Annotated in this window: 16 protein-coding genes and 2 pseudogenes; 1 reads left to right on the forward strand and 17 read right to left on the reverse strand. The window is 71.2% G+C overall.

Annotated elements, in window-relative coordinates; genetic code table 11:
• Positions 1-35 precede the first annotated feature (35 nt).
• The 17 genes and pseudogenes from DQ392_RS36315 to DQ392_RS28275 form a co-directional block, all read right to left on the reverse strand.
• Positions 36-275, reverse strand: a pseudogene (locus DQ392_RS36315) (hypothetical protein); the annotation flags it as partial.
• Positions 217-831, reverse strand: coding sequence for a hypothetical protein (locus DQ392_RS28200; RefSeq protein ID WP_114018478.1), 615 nt, complete (start codon positions 829-831; stop codon positions 217-219). The pseudogene DQ392_RS36315 and the gene DQ392_RS28200, both read right to left, overlap by 59 nt.
• 90 nt (positions 832-921) lie before the next feature.
• Complete coding sequence (locus DQ392_RS28205; RefSeq protein WP_114018479.1) at positions 922-1,515, reverse strand: hypothetical protein; 594 nt, start codon at positions 1,513-1,515, stop codon at positions 922-924.
• On the reverse strand, positions 1,512-2,684 hold the full coding sequence (locus DQ392_RS28210) for a DnaB-like helicase N-terminal domain-containing protein (protein ID WP_114018480.1): 1,173 nt from the start codon (positions 2,682-2,684) through the stop codon (positions 1,512-1,514). The genes DQ392_RS28205 and DQ392_RS28210 overlap by 4 nt, the downstream gene beginning before the upstream one ends.
• Positions 2,681-2,911, reverse strand: a complete 231-nt coding sequence (locus tag DQ392_RS28215; RefSeq protein ID WP_114018481.1) for a hypothetical protein — start codon at positions 2,909-2,911, stop codon at positions 2,681-2,683. The genes DQ392_RS28210 and DQ392_RS28215 overlap by 4 nt, the downstream gene beginning before the upstream one ends.
• Positions 2,912-3,001: 90 nt before the next feature.
• Positions 3,002-4,798: a type IV secretory system conjugative DNA transfer family protein gene (locus DQ392_RS28220; protein ID WP_114018482.1), complete on the reverse strand. Its 1,797-nt coding sequence runs from the start codon at positions 4,796-4,798 to the stop codon at positions 3,002-3,004.
• Between the two features lie 84 nt (positions 4,799-4,882).
• Entirely contained in the window at positions 4,883-5,365 is a 483-nt protein-coding gene (locus tag DQ392_RS28225) for a hypothetical protein (protein ID WP_147266586.1), read from the reverse strand.
• A gap of 13 nt (positions 5,366-5,378) precedes the next feature.
• Complete coding sequence (locus tag DQ392_RS28230; RefSeq protein ID WP_114018484.1) at positions 5,379-5,876, reverse strand: hypothetical protein; 498 nt, start codon at positions 5,874-5,876, stop codon at positions 5,379-5,381.
• Positions 5,877-5,912: 36 nt separating this feature from the next.
• Positions 5,913-7,130: a hypothetical protein gene (locus tag DQ392_RS28235; RefSeq protein WP_114018485.1), complete on the reverse strand. Its 1,218-nt coding sequence runs from the start codon at positions 7,128-7,130 to the stop codon at positions 5,913-5,915.
• Positions 7,131-7,214: 84 nt separating this feature from the next.
• The gene (locus tag DQ392_RS28240) at positions 7,215-7,880 is read right to left on the reverse strand and encodes a hypothetical protein (protein ID WP_114018486.1); all 666 of its coding nucleotides are present in this window, start codon (positions 7,878-7,880) and stop codon (positions 7,215-7,217) included.
• A 79-nt stretch (positions 7,881-7,959) separates the two neighbouring features.
• Positions 7,960-9,468, reverse strand: a complete 1,509-nt coding sequence (locus DQ392_RS28245) for an ATP-binding protein (protein WP_114018487.1) — start codon at positions 9,466-9,468, stop codon at positions 7,960-7,962.
• 20 nt (positions 9,469-9,488) lie between these two features.
• Positions 9,489-9,944: a DUF6238 family protein gene (locus tag DQ392_RS28250; RefSeq protein ID WP_114018488.1), complete on the reverse strand. Its 456-nt coding sequence runs from the start codon at positions 9,942-9,944 to the stop codon at positions 9,489-9,491.
• A gap of 50 nt (positions 9,945-9,994) precedes the next feature.
• Positions 9,995-11,467, reverse strand: coding sequence for an SCO6880 family protein (locus DQ392_RS28255; protein WP_114018489.1), 1,473 nt, complete (start codon positions 11,465-11,467; stop codon positions 9,995-9,997).
• A gap of 94 nt (positions 11,468-11,561) precedes the next feature.
• Positions 11,562-12,950, reverse strand: coding sequence for an SCO6881 family protein (locus DQ392_RS28260; RefSeq protein WP_181856603.1), 1,389 nt, complete (start codon positions 12,948-12,950; stop codon positions 11,562-11,564).
• Between the two features lie 30 nt (positions 12,951-12,980).
• Positions 12,981-13,667 carry a hypothetical protein gene (locus tag DQ392_RS28265; RefSeq protein ID WP_114018490.1) on the reverse strand — a complete coding sequence of 229 codons (687 nt, stop codon included), beginning with the start codon at positions 13,665-13,667 and terminating at the stop codon, positions 12,981-12,983.
• Positions 13,667-13,975: a DUF6112 family protein gene (locus DQ392_RS28270; protein WP_114018491.1), complete on the reverse strand. Its 309-nt coding sequence runs from the start codon at positions 13,973-13,975 to the stop codon at positions 13,667-13,669. The genes DQ392_RS28265 and DQ392_RS28270 overlap by 1 nt, the downstream gene beginning before the upstream one ends.
• A gap of 73 nt (positions 13,976-14,048) precedes the next feature.
• Positions 14,049-15,192 (reverse strand): annotated as a pseudogene (locus DQ392_RS28275) (C40 family peptidase).
• A gap of 626 nt (positions 15,193-15,818) precedes the next feature.
• Here DQ392_RS28275 and DQ392_RS28285 point away from each other — a divergent pair.
• Entirely contained in the window at positions 15,819-16,568 is a 750-nt protein-coding gene (locus tag DQ392_RS28285; RefSeq protein ID WP_114018494.1) for a DNA-methyltransferase, read from the forward strand.
• The last annotated feature ends 2 nt before the right edge of the window (positions 16,569-16,570 follow it).

A 16,570-nucleotide genomic window follows, 5' to 3' on the forward strand; every position in this document is an offset into this window, starting at 1 on the left:
ACGCACGCCTCCGGCGCTTCCGCCCAGTTGACGGTGGCGATGTCGCCGAGGTTGGGCACGCTGGGCCAGTGGCGGGCCAGGATGCGGCTGGCGCCGGGGTCGGTCTCGGCGTGCCAGGCGAGGGTGCCGCCGAGGGCGGCCTGGACGCCCAGGTCCAGGCCGCCGTAGCCGGAACACAGGCTCCCGATCAGTGGGCCACGCTCGCCCGTCGTCGGGTCATCGTCCACGTACGGCCCCGGGTGCATGCGAAGGCTGCTGTGCGGGGGCTTCCGCATGTGTTTCTACCTCGGCCGGAGCCTGGCCTCGGGCGTGGTCCGCGTGCGTGGAACGGGTGCGGGCTGCACGGGAGACGGACTGGGCGTCCGTCTCCTTCAGGCGGGCAGCCTCGTTGTGCAGGCGAGTGCTCGCCGCATCGAGGCTGTTGGCGCTCTGGCCTGCGTTCTCCCGGACCACGGCGATGGCGGTCTCGCGGGCGTCCCGCAGAACCTGGGTCTCTTGACGGGCGGCGACACCGTGGAGAAATCCGAGTTCCCCCACGGCGGTGCTGTAGTGGCCTACGGCCCGGCCGGCTTGCTCGGCGGTTTCGGCGTAGGCGCGCAGGGACGATGCCAGATGGGGGTCGGAAGCGCGGTCGGTATCCCGTCGCAGGATTTCGGCCGACACGCTGTGCAGGAGAGCGGTGAGGCGGTCCAGGTGGCGTACGGCGGCTGTCAAGGCAGGGAGGCCGTCCTGGGCGTGGTCGATCCTGAGTTGATCGCGCTGGCGGTCGAAGTCGGCTGCTCGGCGCAGTGCGTTTTGCCGTTCGGTCTCGGCCTGGGGACGGTCGTTCATGAAGATGCTCCTGCCAGTGCGTTGAGGTTTCGGGGAAGACGGAGCGGGTGGTTCTCAGCGGAAGCGCACCTGCTCGGAGTCGGGAGGGCATCACCGTGTGCGTCCCGGCGCGCGCGTGCGGGCGTGGTGAGGCGGTGCGGGGGCGACGGCCTGTGCGTGCGGACCGGAGATCATCTGCGTCGTACGGCAGCGCGAAGCCTGGGTCCGGGCCGGTGTGCCGCCGAGGTCCTCGGCGACTGGCCGCAGGCGGGTGGCGCCGTCGGCGAGGCTGTCGCGGGTCCAGTCGAGGCGGTCCTGGATGCACGCGAACGAATGCTCGCGTGCATCGCGCAGATCGGGGCCCGCGCCCTGGCCACGGTAGCGATGCTGGAACCCCAGTTCGGCGTATGCGGTGCTGTAGTTGGCCACCGCTTCGCCCGCCTGCTGTGCCGCGTCCGTGTACGCGCTCATGACGCGGTCGTGGTCGGTACGTGGCCCGGCCTCGGCGGAGCGGAAGAGGACTTCGTCGGACAGGTCCCGCACCAGACCGGTGAGGGACGCCAGTTGCTTGGAGGCCCCGGCCAGATCCGGCTGATCTGTCGGAGAGGAGGGCACGGTGACGCCCGCACGGAGCCGTTCAGCCCTCTCCGCCATGAGGAGGAGCTGTGCCTGTTCCGTCTCGATGCGCTCGGCTGGGTCTGTCATGGGGAATTCCTTCGGGAACGTCGGGCTGCGGCGGTGGGTGCAGACGCGGTCGCGCTCGGTGGCGGCTTGTTCTCGGCGCGGGGCGTGGGGCTGCGGGCCCGTGCGGCGGCGGTACGGGCCGGAGGGGGTACACCCGACGGTTTCGTCGCCGCCTCCTCCGGCCCGGGACCGTCCCGTCGTCGGCGGACCTCGTCGAGCGGGACGAGGGCGTGCCGGGCCTGGCTGATGAGCTGGCCGGGCGCGAGGGATTCGTCGTCGGCCAGGGCTTGGACCTGTCGTGCGGAGGTGGCGGCGGTGCGCAGGAGGGAGGAGTCGAGGACCTGCTCGCCGAAGTGCTCGGCCGAGCCCGCGACAGGGACGTGGCAGATGCGGCGCACGCGCTCGGCATCGAGGGAGCCGTCGGTGAGGGCGCCTCGGCGCTGGCACTCCCACAGCACCGTCAGCTCATCCACCGGCTCGCCCCGGTGCCCCAACGCACCGAGTGCCCGGTAGACCTGCCGGTGGCCGGGGTCGGCGAAGTCACCGGGGCGGAGCCAGTCGGCCACCTGGGCGAACTGCTCGGGGTGGGCGGTGAGCGCGCCGAGGAGGAACTCCTCGTCGGCCAGCACCCGCTCGGCAACCTGCCCTGGAGTCGTGGCCGTCGGCCCGGCGACGGCGGTGTTCGGCTCGACGGGCCGGGGTTCGAAGCCCCAGCGGCGGCTGAGGTCGTCGAGTACGTCGTGCAGGACCTGCGCGCGGTGCAGGGTCTCGTCCACGCCGCTGCCGCGGGCGGTATCGGCGCGGGCGGCCTGGCGCAGGCGGACGGCGTGCTGGGTGACGCTGCGGTGGATGGCGCCCTCCAGCACCATCCGTCCGTAGACCGGCGCGTGCGCGGGACGCGGACAGGCGGAGGCCAGCGAGTGGACGTAGCCGGTGGTGACGCCGCGCGTGCGGGTACTCGCCTCCTCGCGTATGTCGTTGAGCCAGGCCAGGGGGACCGGCGCGTCGGGCGCGAGCTTCGTCGCCGGGTGGCCGCCGGTGCGGAGGGTGAGCATGGCGGCGTAGATGGCGGAGTGCGCGGGCCGGTAGAAGTGTTCGGGGCGCAGCCATCCGGACAGGCGGCCGAGCTGGCGTGGCTCCAGCAGCACCGCGCCCAGGACGGCCTGCTCCGCTTGCAGCAGCGGCGTCACTCCAGCCCCTGGTCGGGCTCGTCGATGCCGAGGTGGGCGACGGCCCGGTTCGCGGCGTTCATGTCGGCTGCCAGGGAGTCGAGTTCACGGGTGAGCGCGGGCTCGTCGGCTGGGGTGGCGCCGCTGGGGGCGACCAGCCACCAGCGCTCGCCCCGGCGGACGGCGGGAGTGTCGGCCAGTTGCTCGGAGGAACGGATGCTGGCCCAGGTGGGTTCGGGGCAGGTCATTGGGCACCTCAAGGGGAGGGTGGGCTGGGCGGAGGGGCGTTGTGGCGGAGCCCGTTCGTCTCGTCGGGGTGCTGCTGAGGGGAGCGGCGGTCACGCCGCCGGTCCGTACTGATCGCGGCCGGGCCGGTCCTTGGCCAGAGCACGCTCGGTGATGGCGGCGGTGGCCTCCTTCGAGGCGGCGCCGAGGCGGTCGGCGTCCCGCTCGCGGTACCAGGGCTTGAGATCCAGCAGCGCCGGTCGGACCCCGGTCGCCAGCAACAGCGCACTGCCCTTGGGCAGAGCCCGGATCTTGTCCGGCGGGAGCACGCGCTCTTGCCGCATGCTCACGGAGGAGGACTTCCCGGACTCGCTGTTGGAGACCGAGAGGGTCTGCACGTCGTGGTCCCCGGCCAGGCGGGAGAGCTTGTCGGCGAAGTCCGCGTCATCGATCCCGGATCCGATGAGCTTGATCGTCGCCGCGCTCCACAGAGCGTCCATCCCGGTCTCGCCCCACACCCGCTGACCTTGCCGGTAGGACTGCAGGATCGTGATCGGGATGACTCCACGGCTCCCCAGGTGGGAGTAGAGGTCGGGCAGGTCCTGGATCTTGCACACGTTCGCCGCCTCATCCAAGACGCTCAACAGCGGCGGGTCGAGGCGTCCGCCGTCGCATTCGGCTTGGATGACGGCCGCCCGCATCACCGCGTCAGCGGCGGCGGCGATGATCGCCGAGGCCGATCCGCCGCCGTCCTTGGAGAGCAGATAGAGCGTGTCGCGGCTGGAGGAGAACGCCTCCGGCTTGAACTCCCGTAGCTGCGACGTGCGGTGGGGCGGGGTGACCCAGGCGGCGATGCGTGGGTCGAGCAAACATGCCGCGTACTGTCGCGCGTTCTCGAAGATGCCGTCCCGCGTCTCGACGGCTCCGGCGACGGTGCCCTGGAGCTGGGCGGCGACGGCGTCCAGTCCCGCGTCGGTGAGCAGGTCGATCGGGGTGCGGTCGGCAGGGGAGGCGAGCCAGGCGGTCACCTCGGTCACCGGCCGCCCGCCCCGCGCCGCCGCGAGGAAGAGCGCGGTGAGGGTGTTGGCGGCGGCCGTCGACCAGAAGTCCCCCGCGGTGGACTCGTCAATGGAGGCGGTGACGAAATGCTGCGCCAGACGGCGGGCCCCGGTCAGGTCGTGGGCATCGGAGAGGATGTCCCACCACATCGTCTGCTCGGCGTGCGCGATCTGCTGAGGGTCCAGCGTCCATACGGTGCCCACCTTGGCGCGCTCGTCGAGCGTCGCGGTGTAGGCGTCGTTGGCCGCTTTGTTGGAGGTCAGCAGGACCGCGCCGGGTGCGCGGAGGATCGCGGGGATCGCGAGGCCGGAGGTCTTGCCGGAGCGGGGCGCCATGATGGCCAGGAGGACGTCCTCCCAGGAGGAACGAACCTCCGCCGAGCCGGGCTTCAACGAGCCGAGCAGCACCCCGCGGTCATCGGGAGCGATATCCGCCGGTTTGCTGCCGGTGAGGCTGGGGCGCAGGCCGGTGGCCTTGACGGCGGCCTTCTTCGGCAGCAGGTCACCCAGATCGCGGTGGTCGGCGAGGCCCTGCTTGTTGGTGCGGAAGCGCAGCCACAGCTTCGCGCCGAGCACGGCGGCCGTGAGCAGGAGCACGGCGGGGACGGCGTAGCAGCCGGTGAGCAGGGCGGGCCGGTCGAGATGGGGCCACAGGGTCTCGGGGTGGAAGAGGGCCTGGAGTGGTTCGAGCGGAACCCACGGGCCGGAGCCGAAGGCGGTGTTGGTGAGGTTGCCGAACAGCCAGGCCAGGCTGCCGCCGCCGATACCGAGGGCGGCGATGCCGAGCAGGAGATAGAGCAGGACGTCCGTACCGGTGGTGGTCGAGGGCGTCCTGGTACGCGCAGCAGACAAGACGAGATCCAGGAACGTGCGGAAGCGGCGAGGAGGGCGCGGAGGGAGGGGAAGGCTCTGGAAGTGGTCATGGGAGAGGGGCTCCTAGCGGTGGTGGCGGGGCTGTGGGGCGTGCTCGGGGCGTACCGGCGCGGCGGGCGGCCCCGGTACGGCGGAGGTCGGGCTTGCGGGACCGGGACGTTGCGGGGCCGTGGCGTAGTAGCGGGCGACCTGGGCCTGCCAGCGCGGCTCCGGGAGCGGGCCGAGCGCCCGCATCTCGTCGCTGGCGCCGTGCAGCTCGTCGCTGAGATCGGTGAGCGTGGCGGCGGCGTCCTCGAACCGGCAGGCCAGCTCGAAGCCCTCGTCGGTCCCGCACGCCCTGGACTCTTCGACGGCGGCCTCGAAGAACTGGCCGAGCCGTGCGAGCACGCCGTCGGCTTCGTCCAGCACGTGCTCGGTCGCCTCGGCGGCCTGGTCGTAGGTCTCGGCACCGGTGAGCCGGTCGGTGAGATGGAGGATCTGGTGCCCGTAGGTGCGCTTGCCCTCCGGATCGGTGGGCGTACGCGTCACATGGGGGTCGAGTGGCACGGGACCTCCCTGCTCAGAAGTGGGGGTTCTCGCTGGGACGGTCGGCCTCACCGGCGGCCTCCAGCAGCTCGGGCAGATCCGACGGGTCGGCGTCCCTGTTGTCGATCCACCACCCGGCCCGGGTCAGCGGCCGTACGGCCTCCTCGATGGCCTCCCACTCGGCCTCGTCCATCCCGCCTTCGAGAACGAGGCCGGTGTACGCGGACGCCACGAGCTGGTGGCGGCAGCGCGTCGCCCAGCCGACCGCGCGCTCGCTGCCATCCAGCGGCGGCATCCGGTACTGCTCGGCCCACTCCTCGGCCTTGGCCGCCTCCTCGGCACGCTTCTTCGCCAGCCACTCGGCCTTCGACTCGGAGTCCTCCTCGCGGGAGGCACGCCAGCACTCGGAGCAGTCACGGGAAGCGAGCCAGCGCGCATAGCCGGCACGCCGGTCGGCCGCGCGGGCGGAGAGGTCGGCCTCGGTGGTGTGTCCGCAGGCGTGGTCGATGGACCAGATCTTCTTCACGGCCATGGGTCAAGCTCCGTTCGGGGTCGCGGGGTTGCGGGATCAGCGGGTGTGTCGCGGGTGGGGTGGTGCGGCCGGTGGGCGGACCGCCTCTGTGGTTGGTGGCTTCGGGGAGGCGGGTGGTCGGTGAGGTGAGGAGGCCATAGCTGCGCGGGACCGTGCGGTGTGCGTCACCGGCAGCCACGTATGGCGTTCAAGGAGCGGGACCTCGGCAAGGGGCGTAGCGTCTTCCGGGGTGGTGTCCGGCATGTCGTCCATCTCCAGCGCAGCACGGTGGAGTTGGTCACCCAGGAAAGAGACGTGGTGCGCGATGCTGCGCAGATGCAGGGCCAGCTCCCGGCCGTCGGCCGAGTCGAGCCGGTCGCACCAGGCGGCAGCCGTGTCGATGAACTGCTCCAGGTCACCGATCGCGCCGGTCTGTTCGTCCAGAGCCTGCAGCAGCCGGTCAGACACGTCAGAGGGGTGGCGCAGCTCGTGCAGCTCGGCGGTCAGGGCAGGCAGGGACTGACCAGGAACGGGCTTCTGCACTTCCGCGTCGTCCAGTGCCAAGGCGGGCGGCGGTACGACAGCGCGGGGATCGGCGGCGACCGACAGGCCCGCGTCCTGGAACTCGTGCGTGGCGGCGACCACCGCCTCGACGGCTGAGTTGTGAGGGATACCGGACGGCAGCAGGTACACATCCAGCCGGGCGTTGTACGCGAAGTGGTGCTTGCGCAGGACCTCGTCGAGGAAGGGGCGGTCATCGGCGACAGCAGCGGCGACACCGAATTCGGGGATAGAACCGAAGGCGACATCGGGTTCAAGTTCCAGGGACACAGGAACGTTTCTCCTAGCGGTGGTGCGCGGGCTGCCGGTACACGGCCGGGCTGGGCGGTACGTGCTCTCGATCAGCGGGCCGGACCGCGCGGGGGCGGTGCCCGTGCGGGTGGGCGAGACGGCGGTTGCCGCCTGGGCCCTTCGCTGCTGGGCGGAGGCCGCCGCGAGGGACGGCTCCTGCGGTCGCTCGCCGGGGAGAAGGTCGTAGGCGGCATCGGCATGGACGTTCTGGCGCGCGGCCCGCAGCGATTGCACCGCGAGTTGGGTGCGGCGTACCGGGTCGCGGCCGGGCTCGGTCAGGGCGTAGAGGTGGCTGTCGGGGAGGGGGTCCAAGCCGACCCGGCGGAGCAGGTGGTCGGTGACGTGGTGTTCGTGGGAGGGGGCGGCCACGACGCCGGCATCGGGGTGGTGGCCGATGGTGATGTGCGGAGCTGCTTCCGCCACGAGAGCTGCACCTCGCAGAATCGGGGATGTGCGGGTGGCGAGGATCCGCCCGGGATCGGGGTTTGGTGGTGCCGGAGATTTTCGCTAGCGCCTCCGGTGCGTCCTCTCGGGCCCGGACGGCGCGGCGGTCGAAGGTCCGGGCGTGGTCGGTGAAGCGGTGGGTGCGGCTGTGGTGGTGGAGCGGGCGCGGGCGGCCTCGGCCTGAGTCGTCCAGCCGCGACCGGCGCCTGTACGCGCGCGGGTTGCCTGGTCGATCTCGACCAGGACGTCGGCGTTGTCGGCGAAGGTGATGGCGTAGTGCCAGCCCTCGGCGTTGCGCAGGATCTGTGACCTGTGCCGGAACTCGGCGCTCTTGGGGTGGTCGGGCAGGACCATCTCTTCCGCGTACTCCCAGGCAGCGCGCTCCTGGCGGCCCCCTTCGACCGCTTCGTGCAGGGCGGTGAGCTGGGACCTGCGGCGCCGGATGGTCTCGAAGCCGGGGTTCCCGTAGTCCTGGTGGAGGGCGCGGAAGTCCTCCTCGGCCTGGGCGAGCAGTTCGGGCCCATGGTCGAGGAAGGGCTCGAAGGCGGCCCATGCTTCGGCGTCCCGCTGGTGCTGGCGGGTGTCGTACCGCTCATCGAGGGGTTCGAAGTCGTCGCCGCACAGGCTGTCGGAGACGGCGTCCCAGTCCTCCAGCGCCTTGCGCCCGCGTCCGGCGGCCTCGGGGAGTGCGGCGAGGAGAGACTCGCGGGTGGTCGGATCGAGAGGCATCGTGTGCTCCTTCGCAAGGTCGGGGGCGGGCGGTGCCGAACCCGGTACCCGGCACCGCCCGCCTTGGCGTTCTGGCTGGTCAGCCGTGCATGCGGGCGTCGGTATCGAACAGTTCGCGCTCGCGCGGGTGGAGCAGGTGCTGGGTGATGAAGCTTCGGCCCGCGACTTTCCACAGGCCGCGTCCCTTGGTGAGGGCGGAGACGGCCTGGGCCTCGACACCGGTCATCCCCAGCAGGGATGAGGCGGCGGCCAGTTGGTCGGCTTCCTGGCGGTAGATGATCCGTGTGGAGCAGTCGGTGAGCAGGCCCTCGGCCAGAGCGCGGCCCCGGGAGCCCGCGTCGCCTGCGGTCAGCAGATCGCTCAACCTGTGGATGACCATCAGGTTCGCGATGCCGAGCCCCCGCGAGAGCTTCCACTGGGACTGCATGCGCTCCAGCAGCGCGACGTGCCGCATGACACGCCAGGCTTCGTCGTAGATCACCCACCGCCGACCGGCGTCGGGGTCGGCGAGCGCGGACTCCATCCACGCGGACGCGCACGTCATCGCCAGCACGAGCGCGGTGTCGTCCCCCGCGCCGCCCAGACGGGAGAGGTCGATGGACAGCATCGGAGCGCCCGGGTCGAAGGCGACGGTCGACTCCGCATCGAACATCCCCGCCAGGTCCCCGTGCACCATGCGCCGCAGGGCGTGGGCGAGATCCTCGGCGGCAGTCCCGAGACGGCCGGATGGCTCGCCGAGTGCGGCGTCGAGCTGGTCCGGCGAGCCGAGGACGTGCGCGATCTGCCCCAGCAGCGGCGTGCTCCCGCCAGCCTCGGCGTGTGCGACGACCTCGTCGAGGGCGACGTCGAGCGCGGTGTGCTCCATGGGATGCAGCTCACGCCGCAGCACCGTCTTCGCCAGCGAACCGAGGAGGAGCAGGCGGCGCTTGCGGACCTCACCGCGCCAGTCCTCCTCGCTGGTCCCGCTCGGCCGCGCGGGGGCATCCAACGGATTGAGACGTCCGGGCAGGCCAGGCCCCAGCGCGATGGTCTGGCCGCCCAACTCCCTTGCGACGACGGTCCACTCGCCCTTCGGATCGCAGGGGACGTAGATCTTGTATCCGAAGGCGACGGCCCGTACGGCGAGGGACTTGGCCACAGCGGACTTGCCCATCCCGATGACCCCGGCCAACAAAATGTTGGGGTTGGTGAACCCATCGAGGCGCCCGTAGAGCGAGAACGGGTCGTAGCAGAACGCGGCCTCCGCGTGGACATCGCGGCCGATGTAGATGCCCTGGGCGCCCAGGCCGCCTTCGGCCAGGAACGGGTAGGCGCCGGAGGCCGTCGCGGTCGTCATGCGATGGGCGGGGAGCTTGAGGCTGCCGCCGCGGGCGGAGGCGGGACCGGGACGTCCGGCTGCGGGGTAGGTGGCCCGCAGGTCGGGATCGAGGCCGGAGGGTGTGGCACGGGTTTCGGGGCGGTTGGCGTTCCGGGCCTGGTCGCGGGCGCTGGCGAGGTGGGCCCGCGCGGTGCGCGAGGTGTGGCGGTCGCTCTTGGCCGGGACGAATAGTGGGCTGGCGGTGGCGCGGGTGGGTATCGAGGGGGGCATGCGGGTGGTGCTCCTGGTGGTCAGTGGCGGGTGAGGCCGGTGAAGGGGTCGCGCAGATCGGCCGGGGTGTGATCCCGGCGCACCCGAGCCGAGGTGGCCAGGTGGCGCTGGCACACGGTGAGTTCGGGCGCACCCTCGGGAAGCCGGGCCCGGCACGCCTCCCGTGCCGGAGGGCGGCCGGTGTCCGGGTGCGGGGCTGAGTGGAAGGCGGCGTGGAGGTGGTCGGCGGCCTGCCACAGCCGGATCCGGCACGCCCGCAGGTGGTCGCCCTCGACGCCGGTCACGGGGGTGGTGCGGGCGGTGTGTGCGTCGAGGAGCCCGTAGAGGGCGACCAGATGCGCGTGCAGGGAGTCCAGTTCTGTACGGGAGGCGGCGACGGGTGCGTCGGGGAGGTTGATCGCCCGGTGGAAGTCGAGCGCGGCGGTGGCGAACGGCACGAAGTCCGAGGCCAGGTCGGGCAGGGGATCGGTCGGCATGGGGAAGGGGCCTTCGGTCGAGCGCGGCAAAGGGGACTGGCGTGGGTTGGTTACGCCGCGAGGGCGAGGGGCAGGGTGGCGCGGGTGAAGGCTTCGGCCTGCTGCCAGGTCAGGCGGCGCAGGTCGGTCATGGTCGCCACGGCGGCAGTCTCGATCGCGGCGCAGGCGGAGTTGAGTTCGTCACCGGACTCGGCGCTGACCGTCAGCAGCCCGGTAAGGGCCACGTCCGCGTGTCCCGCGATGAGCTGGCGTTCGCGTTCCTTGACGTCGGCGTACTCGACGGCGTCCTCCTCGGAGTCGACCTGCCCCTTGCGGGCCCGCTCGGCGGCGTCCGCGATGACCGATGCCTTCTTGCGCTGGACGTCCTTGAGGGCAGAGTCCAGGCCCTTGGGGGTGTAGGTGATCGAGAGGGTGCGGCGTACCCCGGAGGTGAACAGGAGCTGGTGGAGGAACCCGGGGCTGGTCTCGGTGCGGGGCCAGTTCTCGATCCAGAAGGTGGCGTGGTGGGCGGTGTCGGTCTGGATGCGGTCGCCCTTCTCGACCAGGACCACCGGTCCGGCGGCAGCGGGGTCGGCCTGCGGGCGTCCAGTTTCGGACCACTGGTCGAGCGCGGCGGAGGAGGCGGGGTCGTAGGCGGTCCGGATCACCGCTGCGACCTCGCCTGCGGACAGCCAGCCGCCCGGGGCGAGGCCGGCGTTGCGGGCGGACTGGTCGAAGGTGGAGGTGAGCTGGTTCAGCACGGAGAAGGCCCCCGTGAGTCCTCCACCGCCCTGGTTGATCAGGCGGCGGGCGGCCTTCATGTCGAGGGCGAGGGCGACGTATGCCTCGTGTGGCGCGGCGGCGGGCCCGGCGGCGTCCAGCAGGTCGCGGTAGATGTCCCCGGCCAGCGGGGTCTCGGTGTCCCCGTGTTCGTGCCAGTACCGGTTGAGGGCGTCCCCGCTGTCGGGGACGGTGCGCTCCAGGACCTGGATACGGGCGACGTGTCCGGTGCGGGCGAGCGCGGCCAGGGTGCGGCCCCAGCCGGTGACGTTGGCGGACTGGGTGGCCGGGTCGAGCAGCGCGAAGGCGCGGGCGGAGACGCGGACCACGGCGGTGAGGGTTCCGGCGTGTGGGTCGTGGACCGCGCCGAAGTGACCGTTGGGCGCCGTGGCGACGCGGAGCGAGGCGGTCGTACCGGGCAGGTGGAGCTGTCCCTCCCGGCGGGGCCGGGTGGTGGGCCGGGCCAGCCACACCAACTGGCCCTTCGCGCGGCGCAGTGCGTAGCGCGCGGCGATGGGGGCCCAGTCGGCCAGCGACCGTCCCCGGTGTCGTACGAAGACGCCCGCCAGGAGCAGGGCCCACAGCGGGAGGAGCTTGAGCGCGCCGAGGACGCCGGAGGTGAGCAGGACCGTGAGCAAGAGCAGGCCGGTGACCGCGACACCGAGCGACTGCGGTACAGAGAGGCCCATAAGGACGCCACGACGTGTGCGATGGGGAAACTTCACGGTGGCCGGGCCGTCGGAGGGGGAGGTTTCGGAGAGCATGGGCAGAGCCGTCCTTGAAAGCAGAGGCGAAGAGGGAAGAAGGACGGGGGCGGGCGGCCGGGCGGGCCTGAGCCCGCCCCCGTCAGAGGTGGCTCTAGGTGCCGGAATCACCGGGTGGGCCGGGGTAGACCCACCGCTGCGGTGTGGCACCGCCCTGGGGAGGCGGGCCGCTCGATGGCGGCGGACCGCTCGCTTGATGCCGGCTCCCCGACGATCCGCCAGTGGCGCCCTGGGGCGTCGGGCCGGAGGAGACCGGAGCCGAATCCGCACCCGACCCGGATTCCTGTCCCGGGCGCTGGATGAGGGGTTGGCCTTGGTCACCGCCGGTGGGCGGTCGGCGAATGAGGGCCTTGCCCTTGTCGCCCCCAGCGTTCGGGCTCCCACCGAAGCGGAAGTGGGTCTGCTTCGGAGACCCGCCGCTGCCAGCGGAGCCGTTACCCGAACCGCTCGGGTTGATCCCCGAGGCGACGCCCCCGCTGCCCTGACCGGGGACCTTCGAGGGCCCTTGCGGCGCCATGCCGCCCATCTTGGCCTGCATCGCGAGCTGGCCCGCGGTCTTCGCAGCCCCGGCGGCCGTGCCGACTCCGGCGACGCCGGAGCGGTGCAGGTCATCGTGGCCGCCGCCGTCGGCCGCCCAGTGCACGAACTTGTAGGTCGCGTACGGGCACAGCAGGACGAGGACCATGACCACGATGCCGGAGACGGCGTCGGAGAGTGCCGCCATGCCGCCGTCGGAGTCGGACTTGCCCATCGCGGAGACGCCGAGGAGGAAGACGATCGTCATCAACAGCTTGGAGACGATGAGGGTGGCGGTGGCCTCGATCCACCCGCGTCGCCAGCGCTTGGCGACCTCCCAGCCGCCGCCCGCGCCTGCGAAGACCGCGAGCGTGACGAGGACGAGGATGCCGACCTTTCGGGCGATCATCACGGCCCAGTACAAGAACGCGCCGATCGCGCAGCCGAGCGCGACGATGGCCGAGACGCCCCAGCCCAGGCCGTACGTGGCCCCCAGGTTGTCGACCTTGATGACGCGGCGGATCGCGTCATCGACCGAAGAGTTGGCCGCCTGGAAGAGCCCGGCGGACAGGGCGTCGACGACGGTGAGGGCGACGGTGGTGCAGGCGATGGCGGCGAAGGCGAACAGGACGCCGATCATCGTCCCGAACGCGGCCTGTGCCATGGCGCGTTCGTCGCGGCGCCAGGCGGCGCGGGTGAGCTGGAGACAGAACGTGCCCACCGTGAGCACGAGTCCGATGGGGAGGATCAGTTCGTAGTTGTCGCGGAACCAGGTCGCGTTCAGGTCGACGGCGGTGGTCTTGTCCACCGCCTTGGAGGCCAGGTCGGCGGCGGACTGGGCGACCTCGCCCATGGACTTGGCGATCCAGGCACCGATGCCGTCCGTGATGGCCTCACCGGTCTCGCTGGCCACGCCACCGACGGCGCCGCAGACCGTGTTCATCAGGGGAAGGTCACAGGCCCCCATCAGGCACCTCCTTGCATGTTGCGGCGCGGCTCACGGGGCGACCTCCGGCAGCACGCCGGACAGGGCGCAGTCGTGATCAGGGCGGCACTGGACGGCGAGCGTGGTCGAGCGGGGTTCGGCCCCGGCGCCCGAGCCCTTCCAGGCCAGGGACTGCTTGCCGGTCACGGTCACGGCGTAGACATACGCCTGGGTGATGCCGCCGGGGTCCTGGGACAGGGCGGTCTTGAACGCCTCGGGGAAGCGGCCCTCGCTCACCTTGGCGGTGGCGTGCTGGTGGTTGTCGTGCATCCGCGACCACAGCGCCTTGCCGGGCACTTCACCGCTCACGGACTTCCAGTCGGCGTACTTCTTCTCGCCGGTCATCCACCGCTCGAGGCCGGCCAGATGCTCGGAGCGGGAGAAGCGCTGGGTGTCATACGTCCACAGCGCCTTGGTCGCGGCCTTCGCGAACGTCACCGGATCGTCGGTACGAGGCGGTGCGGCGACAGCCTCGCTCGCACGTGGCTGGGGCGTCGGAGAGTGCGGTGAAGCGGCGGACTGTGGATGGCCACCCGACTGTGGTTCCGGGGCTTCCGGCCGGGTGAGGTAGGCGGCCATCCCGGCGACAGCTAGCAGCACCGCCAGGATGACGCCGATCATCAGCGACCGCCGCAGTACCGATGACTCCTCGACGGGCTGATCTGACGGCTTGGGGAATCGCTTCTTCAGGGTCGGCATCAGTGGACCTGTGTCCCCATCGCCGAGAAGAAGGCGACGATCCCGTTCGCGGCGCCCAACAGCAGGGCGACGCCTGCGGCGATGGTCGTTCCCTTCTTGCCGTTCTGCTCGGCCTGGTGGCCGCCGCTGTGGTGGCCCCAGGCCCAGATCACCGCCGAGAGAGCCAGGGCTCCGACCGTGGCGATGATCCCGAAGAGATTGATCGAACCGATCACCTTCTTCAAGACCTCAAGGCCCGGCAGGCCGCCCTCCTTCGGGTGAACGCCTGGGTCGTAGGCCAGGTACTGAATACGCTGCGCGAGTTTCAAGGGGGAACTCCTGTTCGAGTTCGGGCAGGCGAGAGCCCGGAAGTGGTGCGAGAGAGGGGAGAGGAGGGGCGTGTCAGGCGACGCGACGTGCGGCGAGGATGGAGGGACGCCAGTCGGCGAGCCGGGTGATCTTGGTGACGTCGCCGGTGCGGGGGGCCTGCAGGATCAGGCCGTGCCCGATGTACATCCCGACGTGCTCCGGCCGGGCGGCCGAGCCGCGGGTGAAGAGCAGGTCCCCTGGCTTCAGCCGCTCTGGGCTGACCGCCTTGCCCTCCTTGACCTGCGTGTACGTGGTCCGGGAGAGCTTGATGCCGCCGGCCTTGTAGGACGCCTGCATCAGCGAGGAGCAGTCGCAGCGGCCCATCGGGCCCTTGCCGTGCGCGTCTGCGCACGAGCCGCCCCACTGGTATGGCGTCCCGAGCTGCCCCAGGCCCCACCGGATCGCCGTACGGACCGGCTTGGGCGCCGAAGCCGGGATCTTGTAGCCCTTGGGTACGGACCCCTTCGGAATCGGACCGAACGACGAGCCGTCCTCGTAGCCGCACTCACCCCCGGCAGGAGCATCAGCCTTGTCGCCGTTGCCCTTGTCGGTGTCCTTGCCGGAACCGCCGCCACCCTTGAGGGACTTGGCGAGGGCCTTCTGCAGCGCCGTGGCCAGCGACTCCCACTTCGCGTACGCGTCGGGGAACCCACTCGCCTGGACCGCCTGAGCGGCCTGGGCGACGGTCATCGATTGCCAGCCCGAGACCTTCTTCAGATGCGTGTAGAAGGAGGTCGCCGCGTGCACAGGATCGCGGACCTGCTGGGCGGTTCCCCAGCCCTGGCTCGGTCGCTGCTGGAACAGACCCAGCGAGTCCCGGTCGCCGTAGTTCAGATTCCGGAGGCCCGACTCCTGAAGGGCTGTGGCCAGCGCGACCACCTGACCCCGGGGCGGGATCTTCAGCGCGACGCCGGTGGCCTGGATCTTCTTCGCGTTCGGGACCTGCTCGGTGGGGGCATCGAGCCCGGCCACGTGGACCGAACCAGCCTTGCCGCCATCGAGGATCGAGCGCACCTGCTTGCTGACCGCCGCAGCATCAACGTCGCCGCCCGCGTCGTCTTTTACAGGCCGCTTCGGCGCCGTGCGCACCGGCCATCGCCATCGCCATCGCCAGCGGAGCGATCAGCAGCATCGGCGCGGTCACCACCGCACCGACGGCCACCAGGGTCTTGTTCACGAGCGCGGACCGGTCACCGGACGGGGAGCGAGCCGACCGTCCTGCCGTGGAGCCGGACATTTCAGGGGGTGCCGCATCGGCAACTCCTTGTGTGTAGGCGGCGCGGTGCGGGCGCTCTCGTCGAAAAGGCCACCGGCACCGCGCCGGTCAAGAATCCGAAACCCCCTTGCTGGGGGTGGCGGATCCGGTGGCCGGGGTCTGCTCACCCCGGCCACCGGGCCGCTTTAGCGGAGAGCGGCAGCAAGCCGCGCTGGTAATCTCACGCGCCACATTCCACGATGCCCTTTCTCCCGTCAGGAGACGTTCGACAGCACGCTGAAGCGAAGCGCCCGTTGGACGGCGCAACACGCATCAGCACAGCTCAACGAGGGCGGAGCGGACTCTTTCCCGATGAGCTTGCCGAGACTGTAGAGACGAATTCCGGCCGCACCAAACGAGCCGATCCAGGCGTCGATCCAGGCCCGATTCTGGCTTGGTGCGGCCGGAATCCCGCACTACTCTTCAGCGCGCACCGGCCCCCGCCCCCGAAACCCGAAGGGGCAATTCGCCCGGCGTTCCCCTGCCACGCACCCGCCCCCCTACGGGGTCGGGCGTGCGCGCACCACATCCTGAGAGAGAACCTCGTTATGCCCTACACCCTGCACCGAGGCGACGCGCTGAGCGTCCTGTCCGACATCCCGGACGCCAGCGTCGACGCCCTGATCACCGACCCGCCCTACAACTCCGGCGGACGCACCAGCAGCGAGCGAACCGGGAGGACCGCGAAGGCGAAGTACACCGCCGTGGACGCCGGACACCAGCTCGCCAACTTCCCCGGCGAGAACCGCGACCAGCGCTCCTACGGGTACTGGCTCTCGCTGCTGCTGACCGAGTCCTACCGGGCCACCGTCGAGTCCGGCACCGCGCTGGTCTTCACCGACTGGCGCCAACTTCCGACCACCACCGACGCGTTGCAGGCCGCGGGGTGGACGTGGCGGGGCATCGCCTCCTGGCACAAGCCGGTCTCCCGCCCACAGAAGGGACGGCTCAAGCAGTCCTGCGAGTACATCGTCTGGGGCACCAAGGGCCCCGTCGACGCGAACCGCAACCCCGTCTACCTCCCCGGCCTCTATCAGGCCAGCCAGCCTCGCAAGGACCGCGTGCACATCACGCAGAAGCCCGTAGAGGTGATGCAGGAACTGGTCAAGATCTGCCCCGAAGCCGGCACGGTCCTCGACCCCTTCACCGGCTCCGGCTCAACCGGCGTCGCAGCCCTGCGCGAGGGACGGCAGTTCGTCGGCATCGAACTGTCCGACCACTACGCCGACATCGCCGAACAGCGCATGGCCCACGAGCTGACCCAGGACGACTTCGGCCTCGCCGGGCCCGAGGAGTGACC

Origin of the sequence: Streptomyces reniochalinae, from assembly GCF_003323735.1 — a bacterium.
In the GTDB taxonomy this organism is placed as follows: Bacteria; Actinomycetota; Actinomycetes; order Streptomycetales; family Streptomycetaceae; genus Streptomyces; species Streptomyces reniochalinae.

Excerpts from the sequence above, each read along its gene's own strand:
- DQ392_RS28200 (WP_114018478.1), bottom strand. The coding sequence starts at position 831 with ATGAACGACCGTCCCCAGGCCGAGACCGAACGGCAAAACGCACTGCGC.
- DQ392_RS28205 (WP_114018479.1), bottom strand. The coding sequence starts at position 1,515 with ATGACAGACCCAGCCGAGCGCATCGAGACGGAACAGGCACAGCTCCTC.
- DQ392_RS28215 (WP_114018481.1), bottom strand. The coding sequence starts at position 2,911 with ATGACCTGCCCCGAACCCACCTGGGCCAGCATCCGTTCCTCCGAGCAA.
- DQ392_RS28230 (WP_114018484.1), bottom strand. The coding sequence starts at position 5,876 with ATGGCCGTGAAGAAGATCTGGTCCATCGACCACGCCTGCGGACACACC.
- DQ392_RS28240 (WP_114018486.1), bottom strand. The coding sequence starts at position 7,880 with ATGCCTCTCGATCCGACCACCCGCGAGTCTCTCCTCGCCGCACTCCCC.
- DQ392_RS28245 (WP_114018487.1), bottom strand. The coding sequence starts at position 9,468 with ATGCCCCCCTCGATACCCACCCGCGCCACCGCCAGCCCACTATTCGTC.
- DQ392_RS28250 (WP_114018488.1), bottom strand. The coding sequence starts at position 9,944 with ATGCCGACCGATCCCCTGCCCGACCTGGCCTCGGACTTCGTGCCGTTC.
- DQ392_RS28255 (WP_114018489.1), bottom strand. The coding sequence starts at position 11,467 with ATGCTCTCCGAAACCTCCCCCTCCGACGGCCCGGCCACCGTGAAGTTT.
- DQ392_RS28260 (WP_181856603.1), bottom strand. The coding sequence starts at position 12,950 with ATGGGGGCCTGTGACCTTCCCCTGATGAACACGGTCTGCGGCGCCGTC.
- DQ392_RS28265 (WP_114018490.1), bottom strand. The coding sequence starts at position 13,667 with ATGCCGACCCTGAAGAAGCGATTCCCCAAGCCGTCAGATCAGCCCGTC.
- DQ392_RS28285 (WP_114018494.1), top strand. The coding sequence starts at position 15,819 with ATGCCCTACACCCTGCACCGAGGCGACGCGCTGAGCGTCCTGTCCGAC.